The organism is Spongiibacter sp. C9W, assembly GCF_057370015.1.
This window is the reverse complement of sequence record NZ_CM170672.1, coordinates 1,980,317-2,004,074: the sequence shown is the minus strand read 5'-3', so window position 1 is coordinate 2,004,074 and position 23,758 is coordinate 1,980,317. Positions and strand designations below refer to the sequence as shown.

Genomic DNA, 23,758 nt, shown 5'->3' with positions numbered 1-23,758 from the left:
GGCTACCCGGTTATAGATACGGCGCCAGTTGGTCGTCTAGCCACTGTTCTAGCCAGGCTTGTTGCGATGCACTGGGCTCGGTGCCCGGTATTACCGACGTCGGGTGCGGCTGCCGGTCTAGCCAGAGCGCTCCGCTGCGCGGTAATTTCGCTGCGGATGCCAGCCAAACTGCGGTATCTGCAGCCATTCGGCTGTCGCGCAACACCCCGGACATCAGTCGGTTAAACGCAGGCAGTGACTTTTCCACGCCGGGGGTGGCCGCCCAGCCTGGGTGCATAGCGTAGGTGGCTGGCAGAGTCTCTTGCTGTTGAATTTGGGTATAGCACAGCAGCGCTCGCTTCGCGTTTGCGTAAGCGCCACTGCCGTTGTACTTCGACTTGCGCCATTGCATATCGTGTTGGCGAAGGGCCGACAAATACAGGCCGCCAGACACAATATTGACGATGCGTGAATTGGCAGTAAAGGCTGGGCAAAGCAGCTTGCTCAGCAACACTGGGCTGAGCAGATTTACTGCCAAGGCAAGTTCGTTGCCTTCTTCGGTTTCTTCGCGTTCAGCAAACAGTGCTCCGGCATTGTTGATGAGCACATCAATGTTTGGAAAGTCCGTGAGCAGCTGTTTGGCCGTCGCCGAGGTTTGTGCGAGGGAGGATAGCTCGACGTTGTAATAGTGTATGTTGCTGGTCTCGCAACCACTGCTGTTGATAATGTCGCGAGTGCAGTCCCGCAAGCGCTCGTCACCGCGCCCGAGTAGTACCAACGTAGCGCCCAGGCCGGCCAGAAGCTTAGCCGCGGCGAGCCCCAAGCCACTGGTAGGCCCCGTTAACACCACGACCTTGCCGTCCATGCGTTCGCTCAGCGCTTTGTCTGCCATGCTTAAATAGCCGTGTTTACTGAAATTTATTGCGCCGGGCAGGATAAGTTGGTCGTGAATACGCGTTGACAGTTTGGGCTTGGCGCTGGGGCTCGGCTTCGGGTTCAAGGCATCGGCAATCCCTTTTGCCACGCGTTTACTGAGCCGGTTAAGGGCGGGCTTGAAAAGCGGAGAAAGTGCCGACGGTAAACCGTCGAAGGTGAGCGTTGCGCGGTAGCGAATTTCGGTTAGTTCGGGCCCGAGTGCTTCAAATTCGATATCGTCCACGGCGTGCAGACGGCCGGGGTTGTCACCGCCTTCATCTGCCAGTGAATAGCCCTCCAAGGACACCAATTTATTTTCCTCGGCGTGGGTTTCCCGATAGTGCATGGTCAGCTGTTTGCTGGGCCTGTTAAAGCTGAGTCGATAGCTAGCGGGCACCGATGAGGCACCCGCGAGTTTTTCGGCGCGATACACCGACGGATCCCACTGCTCGATGTTGGAAAAGTCGCGCAGGTACGAATAACAGTCGCTCACGGCGCGCTGTACCCGGATACGTTCAAACAATTGCTGTTGCATCTCGTCACTCCCTGAAGGATTTATCACATTTACGCGGTGCAAATGTTTACAGATCAAGGACGAGTGGTGTCGGTAAGGCCGTGGCTTAGTGAATCTCTGGGAGGAATAAGGCCAACACCAGCATGGCACCGGTGAGAATCATAAGGTGGTTATTCAGGGTGTTATTAAACATAGCTGCGTTCCTTCGTGGCAAAACCGTCGGATCCATCCGAGAGACGCATTATCTAATAGCCGGTAACAAAGCCCTATCGAGAATTTTGGCAATAATATTAGGCCGAAGGGGTGAGGCACTGCAGAAGAGAAAGGAGAAGAGGCCGCGAATGGCCCGCCCGAGAGGATTCGAACCTCTGACCTTCGCCTCCGGAGGGCGACGCTCTATCCAGCTGAGCTACGGGCGGTTTAGCAGCGCGCAACTATAGCAGAGCAAGGTGGGACTCTCAATTTGGAATTTCGGCAGATTCACGCCTTGCCACCGGTTCTGCACGGGTCTTGGGCTGCGGCATTTTGGTCAGTGGAGTAATAGGCGGCATGTGGATATAATGCGCAGCAGAATTTTTAGGCTGAGCAGCCGCAATTTCGAGAGGGTGGAAAATCGTGATGAATCAGATGGGTAAAATGCTGGTAGTGGTCGTTGCGTTGCTGGCCGGTGTTTCAGCATGGGCAATGACTGATAAGCAGCGTGCAGAGGTTGAGTCTCGCATCGCGCCAGCTGGCCAAGTTTGCTTGCAAGGCGACAGCAGCTGTGGCGCCACCGTGGCGGCTGCGGGCGGCGCGGCGAAGTCCGGCGAAGAAGTGTATACCAGCAGCTGTCAGGGCTGTCATGCGGTTGGCGCGGGCGGTGCGCCAAAGTTGGGTGACGTTGCTGACTGGGCGGCGCGCACGGAAAAAGGTTTGGACGCCGTCTATGCTAATGCTATTAACGGTTTCAGCAACATTGGCATGATGCCGGCGAAAGGCCTGTGCATGAGCTGCTCAGACGACGAGGTGATCGCCGCCGTCGACTACATGATTGAGAACAGCAAGTAATTGCTATTCAGTCTGCCGAAGCCGCGCTAGTCGCGGCTTTTTTTTGCGTTGAAAAAGGTACTGGCGGCATCTACACACTGTGACATTTCGTAGAGTTTTGAGTAATAGCTGCGTACATTATGCAGTAACTAGCGAGCGGGGCAGGCGAAACGTGATGAATAAGGTACTCATTCTGATAGCGGCAGGTTGCTTGATAGCCGCCTGTGGTGGCTCCTCCTCGAGCGGCGGTAATACGCCGAGTTCACCGGAGGCCCCAACAGGGGGCGGTCAGCCGCCGGTGAGTGGCGATGGTGGAGCCGTGAGCTTTGGCGAGCCGCTGGCGACTCAGATACGTCCCGGTGTTGAGGTTGTTGCCGACGGCTCCAGCTGCACGAGTAATTTCCTCTACCAGCTCAACGCCGAAACGGTGTTTCTTGGGGTGGCCGCACATTGCTTTAGCCCAGACACCAACAGCGGGGTTGACCCCTGTGAGAGCCGCAGCTTGGATATCGGCTTTAATCAGGTGATAGTCGAAAATGCTCAGCAGCCAGCGGAGCTGGTATATAGCAGCTGGCGGGCGATGCAAGAGGTGGGTGAAACCCCCGGTTCAGATGCGTGCCGCTACAACGACTTTGCCCTGGTAAAACTGCACCCCGATGATATTGCGAATATTCATCCTGCCACCGTCGCTTTTGGTGGCCCCGTTGCGCTGGCCACTGGCACGGCTGACGTGGGAGAGGATATTTTTCTCTACGGCCATTCGTCGCTGCACTTTGGTGTTCGGGAGTTAGAAACGATGGTGGGGAGTATTGTTGCGGTTGAAGGTGGGGGCTGGTCTTACAGCGTATCTACTGATACGCCTGCGGTGCCGGGAGACAGTGGCGGGCCGGTATTAGACAGTCAGGGCCGAGCGCTGGCAGCCACGAGTGTGCTTTCTGTTGGTGTGCGACTCGATCCGCTGAGAAACGGCGTTGTTAATCTTGATCGGGCGTTGCGCTATGCCAAGGACAATGGCTTTGTCGACAAGGGGTTGAGCTTGATTACCTGGTCAGACTTTCGCCCCGGCGGGGATCTCTAACTCAGCCAAGCATGTCGCGCAGACTGGCCAAGGTTTCACCGCCGCGTTTTTGATTTTGCGCCGGGTCGGCGTCGGCGCGACCTTCCCACTCGACATCATCCTGCGGCAGCTCAGCTAAAAAGCGGCTGGGGTCACAGCTGGTAAATTCACCGAAGCTTTTGCGCTTGGCGCAGTAGGTCATCGTCAGCGTGCGCTGGGCGCGAGTGATACCGACGTAGCAGAGCCGTCGCTCCTCTTCCACCATGTCATCGTCGATACTGTTTTGGTGAGGTAGTAGCCCTTCCTCCATGCCGATCATAAACACGTGGGGAAACTCCAAGCCTTTTGCAGCGTGCAGTGTCATCAGCTGCACTTGATCGGCACTTTCTTCCTCGTCGGCCTGGCGCTCCATTAAATCGCGGAGCACCAGTCGGCTGATCGCTTCCTCAAAGCTCTCGTCGCGTTCCTCGTCGTTGAGGTTTTGCTCCAGCGAGGCAATAAGGGTGTGCACATTGTTCATGCGTCGCTCGGCGACGGCGACCGATGAGCTGTTTTGTATCAGCCAGTCCAGATAGTCGATATCGTTGCAGAGCTGTTTAACGGCTGCGATGGCGTCATCTTCGTAGCAGCGCCGCCGCATCCCGTCCAGCCATTGAGTGAACTCACGCAGGCGGGTGATGGCCGATTCCGGCAGTCGTTGAGCCAAGCCCATTTCCTCGCAGGCGCTGTATAGGCTAATTTCCCGCTCGGTGGCGTAGCTCCCCAGGGCTTCGAGTGTTGAGGTACCAATTTTGCGGCGCGGCACGTTGACGATGCGCAGAAAGGCGTTGTCATCATTCTGGTTAATGATAAGCCGCAGATAGGCCATGATGTCCTTGATCTCGTTGCGACCAAAGAAGGAGGTACCGCCGCTCAGCTTGTAAGGTATTTGGTGGCTTTGTAGTTTGAGTTCCAGCAGGCGTGACTGGTGGTTGCCGCGATACAGCACGGCGTAATTACCAAAGCGACCACCGGTGCGAATCTTGTGGTCGAGAATCTCGACTGCCACCCGCTCGTTTTCGGCATCTTCATTGCGGCAGCGAATAATGCGGATGGGATCGCCAAAGCCCAGGTCTGACCACAGTGCCTTGTTCAGCTCGTGGGGATTGTTGGCGATAACGGTATTGGCCGCTTTAAGAATGCGCGCGGTAGAACGGTAGTTTTGCTCAAGCTTGACGACCTTCAGGTGAGGGTAGTCCTTGCCTAGTAGTGACAGGTTTTCCGGTTTTGCGCCGCGCCAGGCGTAAATGGATTGGTCGTCATCCCCCACCACGGTGAGGCCGCCCCGGTCGCCGACCAATTGCTTCACCAGCGTATATTGCGCGCTATTGGTATCCTGATATTCATCGACCAGCATGTAGCGAATTTTATTGCGCCACTTGTCGAGGATGTCGGGGCGCTGCTCAAACAGCAGCGCTGGCAAAAGGATCAGATCGTCGAAGTCCAGGGCGTTATAGGCTTTCAACGCTTTTTGGTAGCGAATGTAAGCCTGGGCGCAGAGCATGTCAGCGGGGCCTTCCGCCTCAGCGACGGCCTGCTCGGGCATAACGAACTCGTTTTTCCAATGGGAAATACGTTGCTGGATACGGTCCGCTTGATCGCCGTCGCTGCCGTGTTCTTGAATAAGTAGGTCGCGAATCAGGGCCTGGGCATCTTGCGCATCAAAAATTGAGAAGCCCGATTTGTATTTCAGTGCGGCGTATTCACGGCGCAGGATATTCATGCCGAGGTTGTGGAAGGTCGACACGGTGAGGCCGTGAGCGGCTTTGCCTTTGACGAGTGTGCCCACTCGTTCCTTCATTTCGCGGGCCGCTTTGTTGGTGAAGGTAACCGCCGCGATATGCCGGGCGGGAATGCCACATTTTTCGATCAAATAGGCCATCTTGCGCGTGATAACACTGGTCTTGCCGCTGCCTGCACCGGCTAATACCAGCAGCGGGCCGTCGATGTACAGAACTGCCTCGCGTTGTCGATCGTTGAGTTTGCTCACGCTAAATCACTGGGCCGAAAAAAGGCTGGCAATTGTAGCAGTGCCATCGTTAATTCGACACCGCTATCCACGCGCTGAGCGCAGCTGTTTCTTTACTGAGGGCGGGGCGTCAATTGCAAAAGTGCTCGAGTAATAACGCGTTTACGGTCTCTGTCTGGCTGAGGCTCATCCAGTGTCCACCGTCGAGCTTTTGGTAGCGCCACGGCCCGTTGACCCACGCCGCAGAGTCGCGCATTTGATCCTCGGTTAAGAAAGCATCTTGTGCACTCCACAAACCGAGCGTCGGCGCGCTAACAGGCGGCTGCTTGCGCAGTAGTATTTCTGCAAAATTGGCGCGATAAATGCGCACTGCGGCCCGCATTCTACCGGCTTGGCGTAAACGCGACATCACCTCGTCCATATTTGGGTGGGACCCAAAGATCTGACGGAGGGAGAAGCGCCCGTTGCCGACGAGTAGCCTGTCCGCCAGGCCGCGCAGCTGGAAAAACAAGGTATACCAGCCCGCGCGTTTTTGGCCCCAACCCGCGCGAGCATAAACGGTGGGGTGGCCGACCGACATAACCGCCAGGCGCTGGACACTGCTAGGATGCTTCGCCGCCAATATCCAAGCGATAACGGCTCCCCAGTCGTGGCCGACCACATGGCTCTGGTTGATTTTTAGGTGCTTAAGCAGTGCCAGATGATCGCCGATAATGTTGTCGGCATGATAATCACTTTGTTTGGGGGCAATCTCGGAATGGCCACAGCCTACGGTGTCCGGGGCAATGCAGCGAAAGCCCGCTTGGTGCAGAGCCTGTATTTGCAGCTGCCACATTTCCGCGTGGTCAGGGAAACCATGCAGCAGCAGTACAGCCGGGCGTAGGTGATCATTAGGAGCGGAGTCCAAATAGGACAGGCGAAGTCCTCGGTGGCTGAAAGTATGGCGTTCGGGTGTCACGGTGAACTCCTATGGTGGCCTTTGTGCAGCAGGCGGCGGATCATGGACTGCATAACTCGGTTAAAAAGCCACGGAAAGTATCTGGCAAGGGACGCCGTAAAACGACTGCGCACACCGGGAATGATCATCCAGCGACCCGTATCCAGTCCGCGCATTATGCCGTTAAGTGCGGTGTTGGTATCCAGTGAGCCGGCGAATTTTTTAAGCTCCAGAGAGATCGGGTCGCCATGCTGGCGCTCACTCTCAACCATGGGCGTCTCGACCTCGGGTGGGCAAATACAGGAGATGCCAATTCCAAGAGGCTCGTACTCATAGCGCAGTGTGGTTGCTAAGCCGACAACCCCAAACTTGGACGCGCCATAGGCGGCGTAGCCATAGTTGCTGACCAGCCCTGCCATTGAAGAAACCAGTGCTAAGCGACTGCCCGCCGACATGTGGGGCAAGACCGCTCTGGCAAAGTGCACGCTGCCGCAGAGGTTGACCTCAACAACGCGGGCAAAGTCCTCGGCGGTCATCTCTGCAAACCGGCAGTTGAGTATGACCCCGGCACAGTTGATTGCCAGCTCGATAGTGCCATAGTTGTCTGCCGCTCTGGCGGCGGCTTCTGCACAGGCCTGCGCATTGCGAATATCCACGGTGTAGGCCTGCCAATGCGCGCTTGATGCGGCGGCTTGTGACAGCTGCTGCTTGGCGCTTTCGCCAAATGAGAGGTCGAGAATACTGAGGCGGTAGCCGCGCTCGAGCAAACGAAGTGCCAGTCCAAGGCCGAGACCGCTGGCGCCTCCGGAGATAATACAATGAGGGGGTGTTTTCATAGTGTTATTTCGCCTTTAGCGCTCGCCGATCTCACGAAGCCACTGCGCTGAATATTCCATTCCCTCAGCGAGGGAGACTTTGGGCTCAAATCCTAATAATTCCCGGGCTTTACGGCCATTAAAGGCCCCTTTTCGGTTGAACATGCGCATCGTATCCGGGCAGGCCTCATTGCGCACGCCGCGCCATCGATTAAGGGTGTGTATTGCTTTTGCTAGGGGAATGGCGGCCTGCAGCGGCAGGCTGGGTGGCCGACCGCGGCGCCCTGCCCAGCGCCAGTGGTAACTGAAAAACTCCCCGCAGCTGACGGCTTGCTCTCCCCACAGGATGAAAATTTGCCCGCTGGCCGCCTCGCTGTGCGCCGCGAGCAGCGTGCTGTCTATCAGATCGTCGATATAGATGGGCGTAAAGATGCCGCGACCGCCATTGGGCAACAAAAGCCTGCCGGATCGCGCCATTTTAAGGGGCTCGAGCAGCCAGGCTCGCGACCCGGGACCATAAACGTCGCCAGGGCGAATAATGCAGCAGTCGATGTTGCCGCTGGCGTGGGCGGCGAGTACCAGATGTTCGCTGGCACCTTTGGCAACGCCATAGCGGCAATGCTTGCCAATCACGACGGGAGCCTGCTCGTCAGCGCCGTCAACGTAGTCATAGCCCATCGCAAGAATCGAAGAGAAGTGCACGAATCGTCGACAGCCAGCGCGTTGCGCATTTGCCAAGGCGTGGCGCACGCCGTCAACGGTAATGCGCCGATAGTCTGCCCATGATGCCGACAGTGACACGACCGCTGCGGTGTGTATGAATAACTCACAACCCTCCACACGGTGGGCCCACTGCTTGGGCTGGCAGAGGTCGGCGGCGACGATGCCTTGCTCTGGATTGCCCTGCAAGTCCATGCCGCGCACGTCACAGCCGAGGTCCCGGTAGCGCCTCATTAACTGCTGGCCGATAAAGCCTTGTGCGCCGGTGATGAATACCCGCTTTGGCAGTGGCGCTGTGGTCATGCTGTGGGGCACGTGTAGTCGGCAGCGGCGGGGCGAATATAGCGGGCGGGTTCCATGCCGCGCTCGGCGACTAGCTCGTCAAACATATGCATGATATCGCTCGCATCCATAATACCGAGGTAGTTGCCTTCATCGTCGAAATTGACGTTGGCGCCATAAACCACCATCACGGCAACGGCTGGCTCGCTGGCGTCTGCGGGCACCGTAAATTGGTGAATAGAGCCGCCGGGTTCATAGAGGTAGCTGCCTGCAGTTTGGGGTTGGTCGGGGTATTCCACATAGTTCCAGCTGCCCGACAGGGTGAACAGATGCACCGTGCCGGTATGGTAGTGCTTGGGCAAGACGACGCCGGGGTGAAAGACGGCGCGTAGCACCCAAATGCCCTGATGGGGATCGAGGAACAGGGGTTGCGCATCAACACCAGGAACGCCTGGCAAGGCATCTTTGTACATGGGCATTTCGTGGGTGTTTAGGGTGAGTAATGCTTTGTGATCCATAGCGGGTTTGGGGAGCATGGTGAGCGCCTCCTAATTATTAGCGTTATTGCAGACTGGAGCTTATCTACGTTTTTATGGTTAGGCTTGATATATTGCGAGTCATTATTTGATAAAACACGAGTCTGCCGTGCAGCATTTTGTTCGAAGTGGCGCCCTACTGGGCTTTTCTGAGTGGGTACGGGATTGCGGTCAGAATCCCAATGCGCTGATGGCGGAATTTGGTTTGACGCCGGCGGTGGTGCAAGACCCGGATCTATACCTTTCCTACACCGTCTTAGCACAGTTAATGACGGCTGCCGCCGAACGCTGTGGGCGCGAGGATTTTGGGGTGCAGTTGGGAATGCGCCAGGGGTTAGAGGCAGTGGGGGCGCTGGGTTCGGCAATGTGTTTGCAGGCAACCATAGCCGATGCCCTGCGAATGATGCAGCGTAACCTCGATTTTCATGCCAGGGGTGTGGTGGTTAGCGCAATATCCAGCGAGCGATTCATCGAGATACGCATGGACTTTGCTTTCGCCTCGGTGGTGGATTGCGGGCAGCTGGCAGGCTTGAGCTTGGCGTTGTTGGCGCGTTGCTTGGAGCAATTGCAGAGTTTCCCCGTGCGTCCGGACTCCCTGGCTCTGCGAGCGCAGGCACCTGCGGCGGCGGAGCTTTCGGCGCTGTTTGGCTGCCGGGTAGAGCCCGATGAGGGCTGCGATGCACTGCGCTATCCATTGTCGCTGATGGGCTCGGCGGTCGATGTAGAGCCCGGCCTGCGCTCACGCTTAAGCGCGCAGTGGCGGGGCGCATCTGAGCCGGCCTCGTTAAGCCTGCGCCAGCAGCTGGATCAAACGATAACGGCGTTGCTGCCAACCGGAGAGTGCAGCTTAAGCATGGTGGCTAGGGTGATGGGTTTGCACCCGAGGAGTCTTCAGCAGCGCCTGCAGCGCGAGGGAAGCAGCTTTGCCGAGGTGCTGTCCGCGCGCCGCCAATACCTGGCCTGCGAGCATTTAGCGCACAGCGATATTGACCTGACAACGCTGGCTTTGAGCTTGGGTTATTCTGAGCTGGCGGTATTTAGTCGGGCCTTCAAAGTGTGGACGGGGGCGTCGCCAAGCCAGTGGCGCAAGCAATTGGCTTAAGCCCTACACAACAATGCGATTGCGACCGGATTCTTTCGCTTGGTACAGCTTGCTGTCAGCCATTTTTATCAGTGTATCCAGGCTGTCATCTTGGCCATTACTCAGGCCGCCGCTGACGGACAGCGTAATATCGTAGCCGTTTTCTTTAACGGGATTACTCGCCAGCTTGCGGCGAAAGTCGTCGAGTCGATCAAAGGTGTGTTCGGCATTTTGCTCGCTGAGTATGCAAAACTCCTCGCCGCCGAAACGGGCGATCAGGTCGTCGGGGAAGGCCGATTGCAGCAGCCCAGCGATATGTTTTAGCGCCGTGTCGCCGGCGTCGTGGCCGAGGCTGTCATTGATGTGTTTGAAATGGTCGATATCCAGCATGGCAACCGACAGGGGAAGGTCGTGAAATTGCGCTTGCTGATGACGCAATTGCGCCTCACTGAAAAAATAGCGGCGGTTGTAGAGTTTGGTCAGGTAGTCGCGATTTGCCGCGTCTCGTATCTCGTCGATGCGATCCATGTATTCCAGGTTTTGGTTTACCCGGCAGAGCAGCTCCTCGTAGCCAAAGGGTTTGCTAATAAAGTCATTGGCGCCACTTTTTAAAAAATGTGCGGACAGCCGCGCGTCGCTAGAGCTGGACAGGCCAATGATGGCCAGTTGATCCTTTGCGTACTTGGCGCGCACCTGTTGAATAAAGTCGAAGCCGTCCATAACCGGCATATTGTAGTCAGTCAGTACCAGGCGGATATTGGGTTGCTCGCGAATACAGTCGAGGGCCTCTTGGCCGTTGTGGCAAACCAACACATTCAGGCATTGAATTTCCAAATGGCGCTTCAGCATGGCGGCGGTCGATGGAGAGTCATCGACAACCAATACCTGCGTGCTGCGATTGCGATGAATGCGCTCGACCAGCCTGCTGGCATAGTCGTAAGCGCTAATGTTCTTCTTTAGCACATAGTCGACAACACCGAGCTCGATCATGCGGTTGCGCAGCTCGTCGCCGAAGAAGCCGGTTAGCACCACCACGGGGATGTCAAAGGATTGCACCACTGGTACCACTTCGCCATTGGGGGCGTCAGGTAGGTTCAAGTCGACGAGGGCAGCGGTAAAGGGCGTTTTGGTGTCGCGTATTAACTGTTTTGCTTCGGCGCCGCTGGCAGCGACGCAGGCCTGAAAGCCGGGAATATCCTCGATAATTGCTCTGGCCATGCTGGCCAGCGAGCGGTTGTCCTCGACGATCAAAACATTCGGCATAACTCCGAAATCCTAGAAGTTCTTCTTATATAGTGCTCGATTGTAAGTGCCGATGGCTGTGAAATAGATTCGTATAGTCACCTACCTGGGATCAGAGCTCTCCGCGGTAGAGCGCGGCCTCGCGCAAGTGCTTCAGGCAAATATCGTTGCTGCTTTCGAGGTCAGCGATGGTGCGCGCCGTCTTTATCAGACGGTGCTGGCCGCGTGCACTGAGGTTGATGCGCGCTTCGATGTCCCGGATAAAGGCTTTACCCTCGGTATCCAAGCGGCAAAACCGGCTGAGCTGCCCGGCATCAAGTAGGGCGTTGCTGCAGCCCTGGCGGTTGAGCTGACGCTGATGCGCTGCACTCACCCGGGCGCGTATGGCGTCGCTGGGTTCGCCCTCGGGGCTGTCTTGTAGCTCACCGGCGGCCATGCGATTCAGGCGCAAGCGCAAGTCAATCCTGTCCAACAACGGCCCCGATACACGGCTGCGGTAGCGCAGTATTTGGTCGGGGGTGCAACGACAGGCTTTTTGGGGGTCGCCGTCAAAGCCGCAGGGACAAGGATTCATTGCCGCTACCAAAGCGAATCGAGCCGGGAATCGGAGTTGATGGCGCGCTCTGGAGATGACCACCTCGCCCGATTCTATGGGCTCGCGCAGTACTTCCAGCACTTTGCGTGGGTACTCTGGCAATTCATCGAGGAAAAGCACGCCGCGATGAGCAAGGCTGATTTCGCCGGGGCGCGGGCTACTACCGCCGCCGACAAGCGCAGCGGCCGAGGCGGTGTGATGTGGGTTGCGAAATGGGCGCTGAAGCTGCAGTGGTTGGCCAACGATCGACTGGACAATGGCGATTTCGCGACACTCCTGCTCTGTTGGGGGCGGGAGGATACCGGGCAGCCGGCTTGCTAACAGCGTTTTGCCCGTACCGGGAGGGCCGCTAAATAGCAGGCTGTGAAATCCCGCTGCAGCGATCTCCAGCCCACGCTTTGCCAACAACTGACCGCGTACATCGCGCATGTCCGGATACGCAGCGGGCCGTGTATCGGCGGCGTCTGTCGGCGGCCCCAAACTCTGCTGGCCCTTTAGAAAAGCCACCACGCCAAGCAGGTCTGTGGCCTCCTGCAATGTATCCGGGGGGAGCAGCTCTGCCAGTGAGGCGCTGCCGGCGGGCAAGACCAATTGCCTGGATGCGTCTGCGGTTGCCAGGGCGGTGGGCAGGGCGGCATTGACCGTTCTCAGCTCGCCGCTTAGCCCCAGCTCACCGATGAACTCATAGGACTCGGTCTCGCGTTGTTGTAATTGGCCGCTGGCAACGAGGATGCCAATGGCGATAGGCAGGTCAAAGCGGCCGCCCTCTTTGGGCAGGTCTGCTGGCGCTAAGTTGACGGTGATGCGGCTGACGGGAAAGGTAAAGTGAGAGTTGATCAGCGCCGAGCGCACGCGGTCTTTGGCTTCGCGTACGGTTGCTTCCGGCAGCCCGACAATATTAAAGGCCGGAAGCCCGGCGGAAAGGTGCACCTCAATGGTGACGAGCGGGGCATCTACCCCGAGGCGCGCACGGCTGTGTACAGTGGCCAGTGGCATAACTCAATCCCTGAGTATTTTTGCAATTGCGAACAGCCGTCCTGCTGCGCGCAAGACGGTTTATTTATTCTCGGCACTTTCCAAACTGGCAGTAATCTCGGCCAGCTGCCGCTCGGCGGCTTCCAGGCGAGCGCGGGTGCGATTGAGCACCGCGGTTTGCGCATCGAATTCGTCTCTCGATACCACATTCATCTTGCTGAAGGCGCTTTGTAGTAGTGCCTGCAGTTTGGCTTCGATGTCTTGCTGAATATCAGGGCCTTGGCTGATCAGGCGCCCGGCCTGTTCAGCAAGTTGGGAAATAAAGTCGGGTTTTGCCATGGCGATACTCTCTCGTTGTTGGCGACAGTTTATCGCACTTTTGCACGGCGTCGCAGAGCGTGCACAGTTTTTGTTCCCGGTGGTGTTTGCGCTGTTTAGGGGCGGCAAACGAGAGCAATGTGAAATTGCACCGATATGGTGCTTGGTTCAGGTGTGTTGTTGTTTTGTGATCTGAAATAGTGCGGAAAGGGGCGTGAAGGGGTGTTTTGTGGCGGGAAAGCCCTGATTTTGGGCGCTTTAAAACCTGGCACGCCCCATGCATATAGCTAGGCATGTGATGTTCAGGGCCTTCCCTTAACCGCATACGTTCAACGAGAGAAGACTATCGGAGACTAGAACATGAACACTTGGAAAAAAATGCTTGGTGTAGCAGTTGTAACAGCAGCCCCTTTCGCGGCTTCAGCTGCGGAAATTAGCGGTAACGTGACAATGGCAACGGACTATGTGTTCCGTGGCTACTCACAAACTAGTGAGAAAGGCGCCATCCAAGGCGGCTTTGACGTCGACTTTGGCAACGGCTTTTACGTTGGTACTTGGGCGTCTAACGTCGATTTCGGCAGCGAAGTAACTACCGAGATGGATTTCTACGGCGGTTATGCCTTCGACGTTGCTGAAGGTGTTGGCCTGGACCTGGGTGTTGTTCACTTTATGTACCCCGGTGATGAGGCGGCACTGAATTACCAAGAATATATTGCGTCGGTATCGGTGTCAGACTTCAGCTTCGGCCTGGTGTATTCACCTGATTACTTTGGTGATGGCAACGGTGACGCAACGGTAATTAACCTCGACTACAGCATGAGTGTGGCGGAGAACGTGAGTCTTGACTTCCACGTGGGTCAAACCACCACAGACGAAGACGGCCTGGTCGATGACGACGATAGCTACATCGATTACATGATCGGTGCCAACTACGACGTTGCTGATGTAACGCTGACTTTGGCCTACTACGGCACTGACGTTGACAACGACGTGGCGGCTGACGGCGCTGCAGACGACCGTTTCGTCTTCTCTATCTCAAAAAGCCTGTAATTAGATCGCGGCGGGTACTCCAGTGCCCGCCTGCCCTCAAGGCTATTAGCAGGAGAACAACATGAAATTAATTACAGCGATTATTAAGCCTTTCAAACTCGACGACGTTCGCGAGTCCCTGTCAGATATCGGTGTGCAAGGCATCACCGTGACCGAGGTGAAGGGTTTCGGGCGACAGAAAGGTCATACAGAACTATACCGCGGCGCGGAATACGTTGTGGACTTTCTGCCGAAAGTGAAAATTGAGGTAGCGGTCGCCGATGGCGATGTCGAGGCTACGCTCGAAGCTATCAGCAAGTCTGCCAATACCGGCAAGATTGGTGACGGCAAAATCTTTGTCTCTGCCCTTGAGCAGGTGATCCGTATTCGTACCGGCGAAGCTGGCGAAGACGCGATCTAAGAGTAGCGGGCTACCCGCCACGCGGTGGTGGTAAAGCAGTAGGCCCCCAAATTTTTCCGGAGGAATCCCAGTGGAAAATCAAATTTTTGAACTTCAGTACGCAATGGACACGTTTTACTTTCTTGTCTGTGGCGCACTTGTAATGTGGATGGCTGCAGGCTTTGCCATGCTAGAAGCGGGCTTGGTTCGCAGCAAAAACACCACAGAAATCCTGACTAAAAACGTCGCGTTGTTTGCGATCAGCTGCATCATGTACTTGGTGTGCGGTTACGCGATCATGTACGGCGGTGACATCTTGTTAAGTGGCATTGGCGACTTCGACCTTGAAGGCGTGTTGGCAGACTCGGCAGAAGCCGGCTTTGACGGCGGTTCAGTATACTCTGGCGCTTCCGACTTCTTCTTCCAGGTAGTCTTCGTTGCAACCGCAATGTCGATCGTATCCGGTGCAGTGGCTGAGCGCATGAAGCTTTGGGCATTCCTGGCCTTCGCGGTTGTGATGACGGGTGTGATCTATCCGCTGGAAGGGTCTTGGACCTGGGGTGGCAACGACGTATTCGGTTTGTATAACCTCGGCGACCTTGGCTTCTCTGACTTTGCTGGCTCGGGCATTGTACACATGGCAGGTGCCGCTGCGGCGCTGGCTGGCGTGTTGCTGCTTGGTGCTCGTAAGGGCAAATACGGTGCAAACGGTCAGGTTAACGCGATCCCTGGTGCAAACCTGCCACTGGCGACCTTGGGTACCTTCATCCTGTGGATGGGTTGGTTCGGCTTCAACGGTGGCTCAGTACTGAAACTCGGCGATGCTGCTAACGCACACTCTGTTGCCATGGTCTTTTTGAACACCAACGCGGCAGCAGCCGGTGGTGCCGTAGCAGCCCTGGCGGTAGCCCGCATCTTATTCGGCAAAGCTGACCTGACTATGCTGCTGAACGGTGCGCTTGCTGGTCTGGTAGCGATTACTGCAGAACCTTCTACACCTACTGCCTTGCAAGCGACCTTGTTCGGTGCTGCGGGTGGTGTACTGGTGGTATTCAGCATCCTGGCTCTGGATAAGCTGAAAATCGACGACCCCGTTGGTGCCATCTCTGTTCACGGTGTTGTGGGTCTTCTGGGTCTGCTGCTGGTGCCAGTTACCAACGACGGTGCGAGCTTCAGCGGTCAGCTGATCGGCGCTGCAACCATCTTTGGCTGGGTATTTGGTGCAAGCCTGGTAGTGTGGCTGGTACTGAAAATGGTCATGGGTATCCGTGTTACCGAAGAGGAAGAATACGAAGGCATGGACTTGGCAGACTGCGGTATGGAAGCATACCCCGAGTTTGTGAAGAGCTAAGTCAACGCCTCCTTTTGATCAGGGCGCCCTTGCGGCGCCCTTTTGCCGTTGTAGGGATAGGCTGCAGCAATGGCGCTATGCTTGCCAAGGGTACTGGGCCTAGGCTAAGTTAGCGCAAAGTCGACATTTGGGAGATAGTTTCGAGATGAAACTGGTAAGTGCAGTAATTAAGCCGTTTAAGCTGGATGACGTGCGTGCGGCCTTGTCTGAAATTGGTGTTCAAGGGGTTACGGTTACCGAGGTAAAAGGCTTTGGGCGCCAGAAAGGGCACACTGAGCTATACCGCGGCGCGGAATATGTTGTTGATTTTCTGCCGAAAGTGAAGCTGGAAATCGCGGTGGCAGATGACCTGCTGGAGAAGGTCATCGATACCGTTACTAAAGCGGCCAATACCGGCAAAATTGGCGACGGTAAAATCTTTGTTACCGCGCTGGAGCAGGTGATTCGTATTCGCACCGGCGAAACCGGCGAAGAAGCGATTTAACCGGCTGAGCTTTTTAGTGAATGGCGCTTCGGCGCCATTTTTTTTGCCTGAATGTTCGCCAATCAACGCATTATTATTGTTTGCGTAGATATTGCCTGAGTGACATAACGAAAAAGCCTAATAAGGCGCTTGTCAGCCCGGCTGGGGTCGCAGTATAAAGCGGTGACGACTGATTGTTCTCCAACGCGGAGGGTAAGCTGATGGGATCAAAAGTTCGAGGCGGTGATACAAAAAAACACCTTGTCTTAGGCGTGAATGAGCCGCTGACGAGTCATGACCGAATGCGGGAGCAACTCGCTAGGGACGTCGCTGAATTCCTGGCGCACGGTGGTCACATTACTGAGCTTGAGCCGCATATGCGGAGCGGGCACGCGGATGCTGATCTAGACGGCGTTTAACGCCTATTTTCAACCTGCTCGATAAGCGTGGGTAGCTCGCGCCAATCTGTAAAGTGGCCGTGAGCCCCCGTGTGCTTTTCGCGGCCAATCCCGGGCATAAGTGCTTGAATGCTTGTTAAGCCCGCCCCCTGCGCGCCGTCAATATCATCCCGTGGGTGGTCGCCAATATGAAGCAACTCACCCTTAGCGCAGCCGGCGGCAGCAAGCGCGGCGTGAAAGGCAGCAGGGTCGGGTTTGCTAATGCCGATGTCCTCCGCTTTTATGCAGGCGTGAAAATGTCGACTGCAGGGGTGCATGCGCAGGTCCGCGTTGCCATTGGTTAAGCTGACCAAAAGGAATCGCTCGCTAAGCGTGCGTAACACCTCTTCTACATGCTGAAAGAGTTGAACATTTTGGCGAGCAGCAATGAAGTGAGTAAAGACTTCGGCAGCGATCTCGGGACTCTGCTCGCCATAGCCGCAATCGCGCAGGGCAAGTTCCAAACTGAGTCGACGCCATTCACTGATCTGGTGACGCAGTGCGGGTTGCTGCTTCAATAACGCCAGGCGATGCTCGCGCAGCGCTTCGGCGGGGTAATGTTCCGCCAGCTTTGGTGCAAGCTCTAGTGCTTTTTGCTGAAATACGCGCTCTGCGGACTCCAGCACCGGGCGGCTTGGCCAGAGTGTGTCGTCGAGATCAAAGCTAATTGCGCGAATGCGTGCCATGGCTAGTCCTTTCTGGTTTTGCGTCCCGCTCTGGGGTGAGCCTGATCATAAACCTTGGCGAGGTGCTGAAAATCCAAGTGCGTATATACCTGGGTCGTGGATAAGTTTGCGTGACCCAGTAATTCTTGTACGCCGCGCAAGTCGCTGCTGGATTCCAATAGGTGGCTGGCAAAGGAGTGCCGCAGCATATGTGGGTGAAGGTTTTCAGGGATACCTTGTTGCCGGGCACGAAGTTTGATGCGACCCTGAATTGCGCGGTGGCCGAGGCGCCCGCCGCGCATGCTGGTGAAGAGCGCGGTGTCTTGCGGCTGGGGGCGACAGCGCAGCCAGCGCTTAACTGCCTGGCACGCCAGCCGGCCCACAGGGAGTGTGCGGCTCTTGCGTCCTTTGCCGGTGACCGCAACTAATCCTTCGCGCAGATCAATATCGTCGACGTCTAAGTCGGCAAGCTCAGCGAGACGCAGGCCCGATGAATAAAACAACTCCATTATGGCGCGGTCACGTAGATCAATCGGCTCACTTCCCGGAAAGGCAAGCAATTGCGCTATCGCTTCTGCATTGAGTGTTTTAGGCAGGGGGCGTCCCCGTCGCGGCGCGGCGATTCCACTGGCGGGGTTTTTCTTCGCACCGAAATCGCGCTGGCGATGCTGGTAAAAACTGCGCAGTGATGACAGTTGCCGCTGGATGCTCGCCGGAGAGGCGCCACTGCTTCGTTGCTGGGCAATTAACTGGCGGATATGGGCGGCGTCGAGCGCGTCGCTGTGCGTCAGTTTGCGCTCTTGGCAATAATTGGCGAGCTTGCTCAGGTCGCGCTGGTAGGCCTCCACTGTATGGGGGGAAAGCCGTCGGACATCGCGCTGATAGTCAAGGAATTGCCGGATTTCCTGCTCAAGCATACGGTTGGCCTGTGTTCGAAGGTCTCAGCTTAGGTTGTCGCGCGCCAGTGGGCAAGGCTAGGAGCTTATCTCGACACATGCGGGCTTTCATTTAATGGAGAATATGATAAAACGAGGTGAGACGCTGATAAATAATAAGGACAACAATGACGGATAACGCGCTGCCCACAGTGACTGAGATGCCGCCGTGGTGGTTGAGCCTCCCGGAAGATTTTTACAGTCAGTCCGACGGTACCGAGCTCGACGGTGAGTCCCCCTTGCAAGTATACGGAACCGCTGCGGTAGACCGTGTGCTGCGCACTGCGTTGGGGTCGGCGATTAGTGCGTCGTTGTTGCCCAAACTACTGTTAAACCCCAGCGCCTTGGCAGATGAGCGCCGGTTCATGGACTTTTACGCCGGACTGGCCGCACAGCGCGATGTCACGAAGGTTTTTAAGACGCCCCCACAGGTGGATGTAAAGGCCGTGCAAACACCGCGTTGGGCCGGATGGCGAAAGAAAGTACCCACCCTTCAGCTCAGCTTCGACAGCCCCTTTGAACCACTGAACCCGGATATGGTGGACCGCTACCTCAGCCATCAGCGCAATCGCCGCGCGCAGGCGCAGTACTGGAGTCACCCGGAGGGGCCGCGACCGACGCTGATTTTTGTACACGGCGTGGTAGCCAGCGACTACGAGTTCAATAGCCGCTTCTTCTCGTTGCCGTGGTTTTACGAGCGCGGCTATGACATTGCTCTGTTTACTATCCCCTTTCATGGGCAGCGTGCAGGGCGTTTGTCATTGTTTAGTGGTCAGGGTTTGTTTAGTGATGGCTTTGCTCAGATGACCGAGGGCATGCTGCAATCGATCTGTGACCTGCGAGTATTGGTCGACTTCCTCGAACGGCGCGGTGCGCCGCATATCGGGATTTCCGGTTTGAGTTTGGGGGGCTACTTGAGTGCCTTGTTGGCGGCGGTTGAGCCGCGTCTGGCTTTCTGCATACCCAATTCCCCATTGGTTGCGCCGGTAGATACCATTCGAAGCTGGCAGCCGACCCACGAGATTATGGAGTTGATCGAGCGGCGTTCTGGCTTTTCGGCCATGGACTTGCGTCGAGGAATGGCGATACACAGCCCCTTGAGTTATCAGCCTCTGCTAGACCCTGAAAAAGTGATGATTATTGGTGGTGCGGGTGACCGCTTTACACCGCCGCGTTTTGTGCGGCTACTGCACGGCCATTGGCCCGATAGCCATTTGCACTGGTTCCCCGGCAATCATGTTATCCATCTGGGGCGCCAAGAATACCTGAAGCTAATGCTGAGCTTTATGGACAGCCACTGCCAGGGACAGACCCTACAACAACGTGCGCAGGTCTAGCTGGCGATCGGCGGGTCTTCGCCGGGTGCGGGCGGGGAGGCCTCGGGTTCAAAAGCTTCCATGATTTCGTTGTAGTGCAGCAGCGCCTCGTCGATATCCGCTTTATATTTGGCGATGTGAAAGAGCGCGTCGCCCTCGTAGATCAGCGGTAGATAGGTGCGGCCGATAACGATGCCGGCATCATTCGCGACGATCTCGACATCCCCGCTACTATCGCCGATAGGATCAGAGATAACGGCAATGACCTCATCTTTCTTGACGAATGCGCCCAGGGGAACGAGAGCTCTCAGTACGCCGCTAACCCTGGCGCGCACCCAGTAAGACTGATCGGTAACCATCGGCGTGCGCTTTGGGCGCTTGCTGCGTGACGCAGGCAACATGCCAATCTGTCGCATCACGTTGATAATCCCCGACACACCGGCCCGAATGGCCACCTCGTCGAAGCGCAGTGCTTCCCCAGCCTCATACAGCAGAATCGGTATCTTTTGGTCATTCGCCACCTCCCGCAGTGAGCCGTCGCGGGTTTTCGCGTGCAGCATTACCGGTGCGCCGAAGGCTTCGGCCATCGCGCGGGTGCGCTCGTCTTGAAGGTCTGCGCGAATTTGCGGCAGGTTTCCGCGGTGGCGAGCGCCGGTGTGCAGGTCAATCCCGTAGTCGCAATGGGCAACCACTTCATTGAAAAAACTGTGGGCAATACGACCCGCCAGTGAGCTTTTGGGCGAGCCGGGAAAGCTCCGGTTGAGGTCTCGGCCGTCGGGCAGGTAGCGGCTGTTGTTCAGAAAACCGTGTACATTGACCACGGGTATGGTGACCAAGGTGCCGCGCAATGAGCGCAGGGAACGATGCTGGAGCAGGCGCCGGACAATCTCTACGCCATTAATTTCATCGCCGTGAATGGCGGCGCTGACAAAGAGAGTTGGCCCTTCGCGCTTGCTGCGCACGGTTTTGATGGTGATGGAAAGCTCGGTATGGGTGTAGAGCTTTGCGACCGGCAGCGCCAGCTGTTGGCGGCTGCCGGGAATAATCTCTGTGCCGGCGATCACAATGCGCTTTGCCTGAGGGCGGCTACGTCGTCTGCTTGCTGTGGGGTTTTCAGACACTCAGTAAGGCTCCGGAACAAAAAGGGCGGAGTTTAGCCTCGGCCACGTGTTTTAGTTTTGTGTGGGCCGGCATTTTCTTCGATAAACTTGACGATCTCGCCGGCGACGTTCTTGCGGCTGGCAGTTTCAATCCCTTCCAGTCCGGGGGAGGAGTTGACCTCCATAACCAGAGGGCCACGCGAGGAGCGCAATATATCTACCCCGGCGACATTCAGGCCCATAATTTGCGCGGCCTTGACCGCTGTGGCGCGCTCCGCCGGCGTCAGCTTGGTTAATTCGGCACTGCCGCCGCGGTGAAGGTTAGAGCGGAACTCGCCGCTCGCTGCGGTGCGCTGCATGGCCGCCACCACTTTGCGACCGATGACCAGGCAGCGGACATCCGAGCCGCCCGCCTCTTTGATGAACTCTTGGACGAGAAAATCGGCTTTGAGCTCGCGAAACGCATCGATAACACTTTCCGCGGCCTTGGCGGTTTCTGCTAACACCACTCCCCGCCCTTGAGTACCCGCGAGCAGTTTGACCACGACCGGTGCGCCGCCCACCAATTTAATGAGTTCCTTGGTGTTGTGCACGTCGTGGGCGAAGCTGGTTACGGGCATACCGATATTTTTGCGAGACATTAATTGCAGGGCGCGCAATTTGTCTCGGGAGCGGCCCAGCGCCACCGACTCGGTCAGGCTGTAGGTGCCCATCATTTCGAACTGACGGATAACCGCCAAACCATAGGTCGTGATAGAGGCGCCGATGCGCGGAATAATGGCGTCGAAATCTTCCAGCTTTTCGCCTTTGTACCACACCGCAGGCTCGTTAGAGCTTAGCTCCATATAGCATTTGAGTGTATCGAGCACACGCACTTCGTGTCCCCTCTCCTTGCACGCTTCGACCAGTCGCCGGGTGGAGTAAAGGCGGCTATTGCGTGACAGTATGGCGATTTTCATAGTCGGTACTCTCCGTGCACCTTCGGTGCGCAGTGGGTTAAGGCTGGGGCTCGCTCGCACAGTAAGAGCGACTGGGGTCGACAATATAGTTTTTCATTGCCGTGCGCCCAATGAGCATTCGAAACAGCATGTCAGAGCGGTCGGCGAGGGTCATTTCGATAGACAACTGCTGATCGCCAAGTACAAGGGTCGTTTCGATCACGTAACGCATGCTGCGGTGACCGCCGGAATCGGTCACCTGGCGATAGTCTTTGATCTCTGCTTCGCAGGATACCGTTTCAGAGTCGTCGTGTTGATGTGGGTGTACTTTAAATTTCACCCAGGGCTTACCATCGCGGTCGAAGGTTTGAATGTCGAAGGCGTGGAGGGACGAACTGCGGGCGCCGGTATCGACTTTTGCCTTCAGGTGGCTGATGCCCAGATCGGGCAGGCCAACCCACTCTCGCCAACCAAGAACGATTTGTGTTGTTAGAGGTGCTGTCAAGCGATAAGCCTCACGCTGTATTGACGGTATAAAGGGTTATAGCGTTGACCCTAGCATAATGCGCGGATTATGCGCGAACTCTGGGGGGAAGGAGAAGGACTATTTTCAGTAAATGCGGCCGCCGTTTCAGGCGGCCGCGCAGGGCGCTACTTACGGATCATGGCGTTCAGTGTTTTGTCGGCCTTGTCACCGTAGGGTGGCAGCATACCACCCAGCTTTTGAAAGTTGAGATTACTCTGTTTGTAGACCGCTTTAGCGTGGCTAAATGTGCGGAAACCATCGACGCCATGGTAGTTGCCCATGCCGCTAGGGCCAATGCCGCCAAAGGGCAGGTCTTCACAACTAACATGGAAGATAACGTCGTTAATGGTCACTGCGCCGCTAATGCTGTGGTCGAGAATCCGGCGCTGCTCGGCGTCGTCTTTGCCAAAGTAGTACAACGCCAGGGGCCGGGGGCGGGCATTAATATAGTCCAGACAGTCGTCGAGCTTGCGGTAACTCTTCACGCAAAGAATGGGACCGAACAGCTCCTCTTGCATGACCTTGAGCTCGTCACTGGGATTAACAATGACGGTTAGCGGCAGTTTGTGAGTGCCCTCCTGCTGGTCGAAGTTTTCATTCGCAGGGTTGAACTCGCGAACGTCAGCACCTTGTTCGCGCGCGTCAGCCAGATAGCTCTGTAAGCGCTGGAAGTGGCGGCCATTGACCACGGACGTGTAATCCGCGTTGTCCAGCAGTGAGGGAAACAGACTGCCCAGGTGGTCCATTACCGCGCTGATAAAGTCTTCAAGCTTGGCTTCTGGCACAAACACATAATCTGGCGATAGGCAGACCTGGCCAACGTTCAGAATTTTGCCGTTCACAATACGCTCGGCGGCTTCTTGTAGCGCGTAGCTGTCGCTGATTATCACCGGCGACTTACCGCCCAGCTCCAGCGTGACCGGCGTAAGGTTGTCGGCGGCGGCGCGCATGATATGGCGAGCAATTGAGGTCGCGCCTGTGAAGATGATGTGGTCGAAGGGGGCCGCTGAGAAGCTGGCGCCCACATCGGGGCCACCGTTGATGGCAACCAGCTCATCTTCTTTAAAATATTTGGCAACCAGTTTTTCCACCAGCTCGCCGGTTTTGGGTGTGACTTCCGAGCATTTAATCATCGCGCGGTTGCCTGCGGCCAGCACGCCCGCCAGCGGTGAAAAGATCGTGTTAATGGGGAAATTCCAAGTGCCGATAATGCCGACAACGCCCACGGGCTGGTATTCGACACGCGCCTTGCCACCTAACAGATTCATTGGGAAGGGGGCCTTGCGTTTTTCGTGCTTCATCCACTTTTTGAGATGCTTTTTGCTGTGCTTTAAGCATTCGATAGTGGCATAGATGTCAGACATCAGTGACTGATGGCTGCTGCGGTGGCCAAAGTCTTCACTTAAGGTCGCGACAATTTCGTCGCGGTTGTCGAAGATCAAATCGATCGCGCGCGTCAGTCTGTCGATGCGAGTTTCGGCGCTGACGGCGCCGCCGGCAATGTAGGCATTGCGTTGCTTGTTTAGGATGCGCTGGATATTTTCTGCTGCGCTGTTGTCAACCTGACTGTTCATTGTTGTTCTCCCGCTTGATGAGTG

At 56.5% G+C, this 23,758-nt stretch carries 24 protein-coding genes and 1 tRNA gene; 9 read left to right on the top strand and 16 right to left on the bottom strand.

The window, feature by feature from the left end:
* Positions 1-10: 10 nt before the first annotated feature.
* Both AC2Q8J_RS09580 and AC2Q8J_RS09575 read right to left on the bottom strand, forming a co-directional pair.
* A complete protein-coding gene (locus AC2Q8J_RS09580; protein WP_286837377.1) occupies positions 11-1,429 on the bottom strand; it encodes an SDR family NAD(P)-dependent oxidoreductase in 1,419 nt (472 codons plus the stop codon).
* A 321-nt stretch (positions 1,430-1,750) separates the two neighbouring features.
* Positions 1,751-1,827, bottom strand: a tRNA-Arg gene (locus AC2Q8J_RS09575).
* Positions 1,828-2,026: 199 nt separating this feature from the next.
* Between AC2Q8J_RS09575 and AC2Q8J_RS09570 the strand changes: the two genes are divergently transcribed.
* Together AC2Q8J_RS09570 and AC2Q8J_RS09565 are read left to right on the top strand one after the other, a co-directional pair.
* Complete coding sequence (locus AC2Q8J_RS09570) at positions 2,027-2,455, top strand: c-type cytochrome (protein WP_204995020.1); 429 nt, start codon at positions 2,027-2,029, stop codon at positions 2,453-2,455.
* A 154-nt stretch (positions 2,456-2,609) separates the two neighbouring features.
* Complete coding sequence (locus AC2Q8J_RS09565; RefSeq protein WP_486451153.1) at positions 2,610-3,512, top strand: S1 family peptidase; 903 nt, start codon at positions 2,610-2,612, stop codon at positions 3,510-3,512.
* 1 nt (position 3,513) lies between these two features.
* Here the strand turns inward: AC2Q8J_RS09565 and rep are convergent, their stop codons facing one another.
* The 5 genes from rep to AC2Q8J_RS09540 form a co-directional block, all read right to left on the bottom strand.
* A complete protein-coding gene (gene rep, locus AC2Q8J_RS09560) occupies positions 3,514-5,520 on the bottom strand; it encodes a DNA helicase Rep (RefSeq protein WP_486451152.1) in 2,007 nt (668 codons plus the stop codon).
* A gap of 109 nt (positions 5,521-5,629) precedes the next feature.
* Positions 5,630-6,457 carry an alpha/beta fold hydrolase gene (locus AC2Q8J_RS09555; RefSeq protein WP_486451151.1) on the bottom strand — a complete coding sequence of 276 codons (828 nt, stop codon included), beginning with the start codon at positions 6,455-6,457 and terminating at the stop codon, positions 5,630-5,632.
* Positions 6,454-7,272 (bottom strand): SDR family NAD(P)-dependent oxidoreductase, encoded by an 819-nt coding sequence (locus AC2Q8J_RS09550; RefSeq protein WP_486451150.1) that lies wholly within the window; start codon positions 7,270-7,272, stop codon positions 6,454-6,456. The genes AC2Q8J_RS09555 and AC2Q8J_RS09550 overlap by 4 nt, the downstream gene beginning before the upstream one ends.
* Before the next feature lie 15 nt (positions 7,273-7,287).
* Entirely contained in the window at positions 7,288-8,274 is a 987-nt protein-coding gene (locus AC2Q8J_RS09545; protein ID WP_486451149.1) for an NAD-dependent epimerase/dehydratase family protein, read from the bottom strand.
* The gene (locus AC2Q8J_RS09540) at positions 8,271-8,789 is read right to left on the bottom strand and encodes a 2,4'-dihydroxyacetophenone dioxygenase family protein (protein ID WP_204994760.1); all 519 of its coding nucleotides are present in this window, start codon (positions 8,787-8,789) and stop codon (positions 8,271-8,273) included. Before AC2Q8J_RS09540 ends, AC2Q8J_RS09545 begins: the two co-directional genes overlap by 4 nt.
* Positions 8,790-8,898: 109 nt before the next feature.
* Here AC2Q8J_RS09540 and AC2Q8J_RS09535 point away from each other — a divergent pair, with 109 nt between their 5' ends.
* Positions 8,899-9,891 (top strand): AraC family transcriptional regulator, encoded by a 993-nt coding sequence (locus AC2Q8J_RS09535; protein ID WP_486451148.1) that lies wholly within the window; start codon positions 8,899-8,901, stop codon positions 9,889-9,891.
* Positions 9,892-9,894: 3 nt separating this feature from the next.
* On the opposite strand, the gene AC2Q8J_RS09530 is transcribed toward AC2Q8J_RS09535, so the two are convergent.
* The 3 genes from AC2Q8J_RS09530 to AC2Q8J_RS09520 form a co-directional block, all read right to left on the bottom strand.
* The gene (locus AC2Q8J_RS09530) at positions 9,895-11,133 is read right to left on the bottom strand and encodes a GGDEF domain-containing response regulator (protein ID WP_486451147.1); all 1,239 of its coding nucleotides are present in this window, start codon (positions 11,131-11,133) and stop codon (positions 9,895-9,897) included.
* 91 nt (positions 11,134-11,224) lie between these two features.
* Positions 11,225-12,703: a YifB family Mg chelatase-like AAA ATPase gene (locus tag AC2Q8J_RS09525; protein ID WP_486451146.1), complete on the bottom strand. Its 1,479-nt coding sequence runs from the start codon at positions 12,701-12,703 to the stop codon at positions 11,225-11,227.
* Positions 12,704-12,763: 60 nt separating this feature from the next.
* Positions 12,764-13,021 (bottom strand): accessory factor UbiK family protein, encoded by a 258-nt coding sequence (locus tag AC2Q8J_RS09520; RefSeq protein ID WP_027873229.1) that lies wholly within the window; start codon positions 13,019-13,021, stop codon positions 12,764-12,766.
* Positions 13,022-13,360: 339 nt separating this feature from the next.
* Here AC2Q8J_RS09520 and AC2Q8J_RS09515 point away from each other — a divergent pair, with 339 nt between their 5' ends.
* The 5 genes from AC2Q8J_RS09515 to AC2Q8J_RS09495 all read left to right on the top strand — a co-directional run bounded on the left by AC2Q8J_RS09515 (position 13,361) and on the right by AC2Q8J_RS09495 (position 16,662).
* Entirely contained in the window at positions 13,361-14,050 is a 690-nt protein-coding gene (locus AC2Q8J_RS09515) for a TorF family putative porin (protein ID WP_486451145.1), read from the top strand.
* Positions 14,051-14,111: 61 nt separating this feature from the next.
* On the top strand, positions 14,112-14,450 hold the full coding sequence (glnK, locus tag AC2Q8J_RS09510) for a P-II family nitrogen regulator (RefSeq protein WP_027873228.1): 339 nt from the start codon (positions 14,112-14,114) through the stop codon (positions 14,448-14,450).
* A 70-nt stretch (positions 14,451-14,520) separates the two neighbouring features.
* On the top strand, positions 14,521-15,780 hold the full coding sequence (locus AC2Q8J_RS09505; protein WP_204994756.1) for an ammonium transporter: 1,260 nt from the start codon (positions 14,521-14,523) through the stop codon (positions 15,778-15,780).
* Positions 15,781-15,925: 145 nt separating this feature from the next.
* Complete coding sequence (gene glnK / locus AC2Q8J_RS09500; RefSeq protein ID WP_027873226.1) at positions 15,926-16,264, top strand: P-II family nitrogen regulator; 339 nt, start codon at positions 15,926-15,928, stop codon at positions 16,262-16,264.
* A 200-nt stretch (positions 16,265-16,464) separates the two neighbouring features.
* The gene (locus tag AC2Q8J_RS09495) at positions 16,465-16,662 is read left to right on the top strand and encodes a hypothetical protein (protein ID WP_486451144.1); all 198 of its coding nucleotides are present in this window, start codon (positions 16,465-16,467) and stop codon (positions 16,660-16,662) included.
* On the opposite strand, the gene AC2Q8J_RS09490 is transcribed toward AC2Q8J_RS09495, so the two are convergent.
* Together AC2Q8J_RS09490 and xerC are read right to left on the bottom strand one after the other, a co-directional pair.
* Entirely contained in the window at positions 16,659-17,366 is a 708-nt protein-coding gene (locus tag AC2Q8J_RS09490; protein WP_486451143.1) for an HAD family hydrolase, read from the bottom strand. The genes AC2Q8J_RS09495 and AC2Q8J_RS09490 overlap by 4 nt on opposite strands.
* 2 nt (positions 17,367-17,368) lie before the next feature.
* The gene (xerC, locus tag AC2Q8J_RS09485) at positions 17,369-18,262 is read right to left on the bottom strand and encodes a tyrosine recombinase XerC (protein WP_204994754.1); all 894 of its coding nucleotides are present in this window, start codon (positions 18,260-18,262) and stop codon (positions 17,369-17,371) included.
* Between the two features lie 146 nt (positions 18,263-18,408).
* Here xerC and AC2Q8J_RS09480 point away from each other — a divergent pair, with 146 nt between their 5' ends.
* A complete protein-coding gene (locus AC2Q8J_RS09480; RefSeq protein ID WP_486451142.1) occupies positions 18,409-19,617 on the top strand; it encodes an alpha/beta hydrolase family protein in 1,209 nt (402 codons plus the stop codon).
* Here AC2Q8J_RS09480 and AC2Q8J_RS09475 read toward each other — a convergent pair.
* The 4 genes from AC2Q8J_RS09475 to AC2Q8J_RS09460 all read right to left on the bottom strand — a co-directional run bounded on the left by AC2Q8J_RS09475 (position 19,614) and on the right by AC2Q8J_RS09460 (position 23,734).
* Positions 19,614-20,717, bottom strand: a complete 1,104-nt coding sequence (locus AC2Q8J_RS09475) for a succinylglutamate desuccinylase/aspartoacylase family protein (RefSeq protein ID WP_372877836.1) — start codon at positions 20,715-20,717, stop codon at positions 19,614-19,616. The genes AC2Q8J_RS09480 and AC2Q8J_RS09475 overlap by 4 nt on opposite strands.
* Before the next feature lie 32 nt (positions 20,718-20,749).
* Positions 20,750-21,655, bottom strand: coding sequence for a 30S ribosomal protein S6--L-glutamate ligase (rimK, locus tag AC2Q8J_RS09470; protein ID WP_372877834.1), 906 nt, complete (start codon positions 21,653-21,655; stop codon positions 20,750-20,752).
* Between the two features lie 37 nt (positions 21,656-21,692).
* A complete protein-coding gene (locus tag AC2Q8J_RS09465; protein ID WP_372877832.1) occupies positions 21,693-22,139 on the bottom strand; it encodes an ATP-dependent zinc protease family protein in 447 nt (148 codons plus the stop codon).
* Between the two features lie 146 nt (positions 22,140-22,285).
* Complete coding sequence (locus tag AC2Q8J_RS09460) at positions 22,286-23,734, bottom strand: coniferyl aldehyde dehydrogenase (protein WP_286839752.1); 1,449 nt, start codon at positions 23,732-23,734, stop codon at positions 22,286-22,288.
* Positions 23,735-23,758: the final 24 nt, after the last annotated feature.

Bases quoted from the DNA above. Each gene is read 5' to 3' on its own strand.
- AC2Q8J_RS09495 (WP_486451144.1), top strand. From the start codon at position 16,465: ATGGGATCAAAAGTTCGAGGCGGTGATACAAAAAAACACCTTGTCTTA.
- AC2Q8J_RS09530 (WP_486451147.1), bottom strand. From the start codon at position 11,133: ATGCCGAATGTTTTGATCGTCGAGGACAACCGCTCGCTGGCCAGCATG.
- AC2Q8J_RS09480 (WP_486451142.1), top strand. From the start codon at position 18,409: ATGACGGATAACGCGCTGCCCACAGTGACTGAGATGCCGCCGTGGTGG.
- AC2Q8J_RS09460 (WP_286839752.1), bottom strand. From the start codon at position 23,734: ATGAACAGTCAGGTTGACAACAGCGCAGCAGAAAATATCCAGCGCATC.
- AC2Q8J_RS09490 (WP_486451143.1), bottom strand. From the start codon at position 17,366: ATGGCACGCATTCGCGCAATTAGCTTTGATCTCGACGACACACTCTGG.
- AC2Q8J_RS09540 (WP_204994760.1), bottom strand. From the start codon at position 8,789: ATGCTCCCCAAACCCGCTATGGATCACAAAGCATTACTCACCCTAAAC.
- AC2Q8J_RS09520 (WP_027873229.1), bottom strand. From the start codon at position 13,021: ATGGCAAAACCCGACTTTATTTCCCAACTTGCTGAACAGGCCGGGCGC.
- AC2Q8J_RS09525 (WP_486451146.1), bottom strand. From the start codon at position 12,703: ATGCCACTGGCCACTGTACACAGCCGTGCGCGCCTCGGGGTAGATGCC.
- AC2Q8J_RS09565 (WP_486451153.1), top strand. From the start codon at position 2,610: ATGAATAAGGTACTCATTCTGATAGCGGCAGGTTGCTTGATAGCCGCC.
- glnK (WP_027873228.1), top strand. From the start codon at position 14,112: ATGAAATTAATTACAGCGATTATTAAGCCTTTCAAACTCGACGACGTT.
- rimK (WP_372877834.1), bottom strand. From the start codon at position 21,655: ATGAAAATCGCCATACTGTCACGCAATAGCCGCCTTTACTCCACCCGG.
- AC2Q8J_RS09545 (WP_486451149.1), bottom strand. From the start codon at position 8,274: ATGACCACAGCGCCACTGCCAAAGCGGGTATTCATCACCGGCGCACAA.
- AC2Q8J_RS09515 (WP_486451145.1), top strand. From the start codon at position 13,361: ATGAACACTTGGAAAAAAATGCTTGGTGTAGCAGTTGTAACAGCAGCC.
- xerC (WP_204994754.1), bottom strand. From the start codon at position 18,262: ATGCTTGAGCAGGAAATCCGGCAATTCCTTGACTATCAGCGCGATGTC.
- glnK (WP_027873226.1), top strand. From the start codon at position 15,926: ATGAAACTGGTAAGTGCAGTAATTAAGCCGTTTAAGCTGGATGACGTG.
- AC2Q8J_RS09550 (WP_486451150.1), bottom strand. From the start codon at position 7,272: ATGAAAACACCCCCTCATTGTATTATCTCCGGAGGCGCCAGCGGTCTC.
- AC2Q8J_RS09570 (WP_204995020.1), top strand. From the start codon at position 2,027: ATGAATCAGATGGGTAAAATGCTGGTAGTGGTCGTTGCGTTGCTGGCC.
- AC2Q8J_RS09580 (WP_286837377.1), bottom strand. From the start codon at position 1,429: ATGCAACAGCAATTGTTTGAACGTATCCGGGTACAGCGCGCCGTGAGC.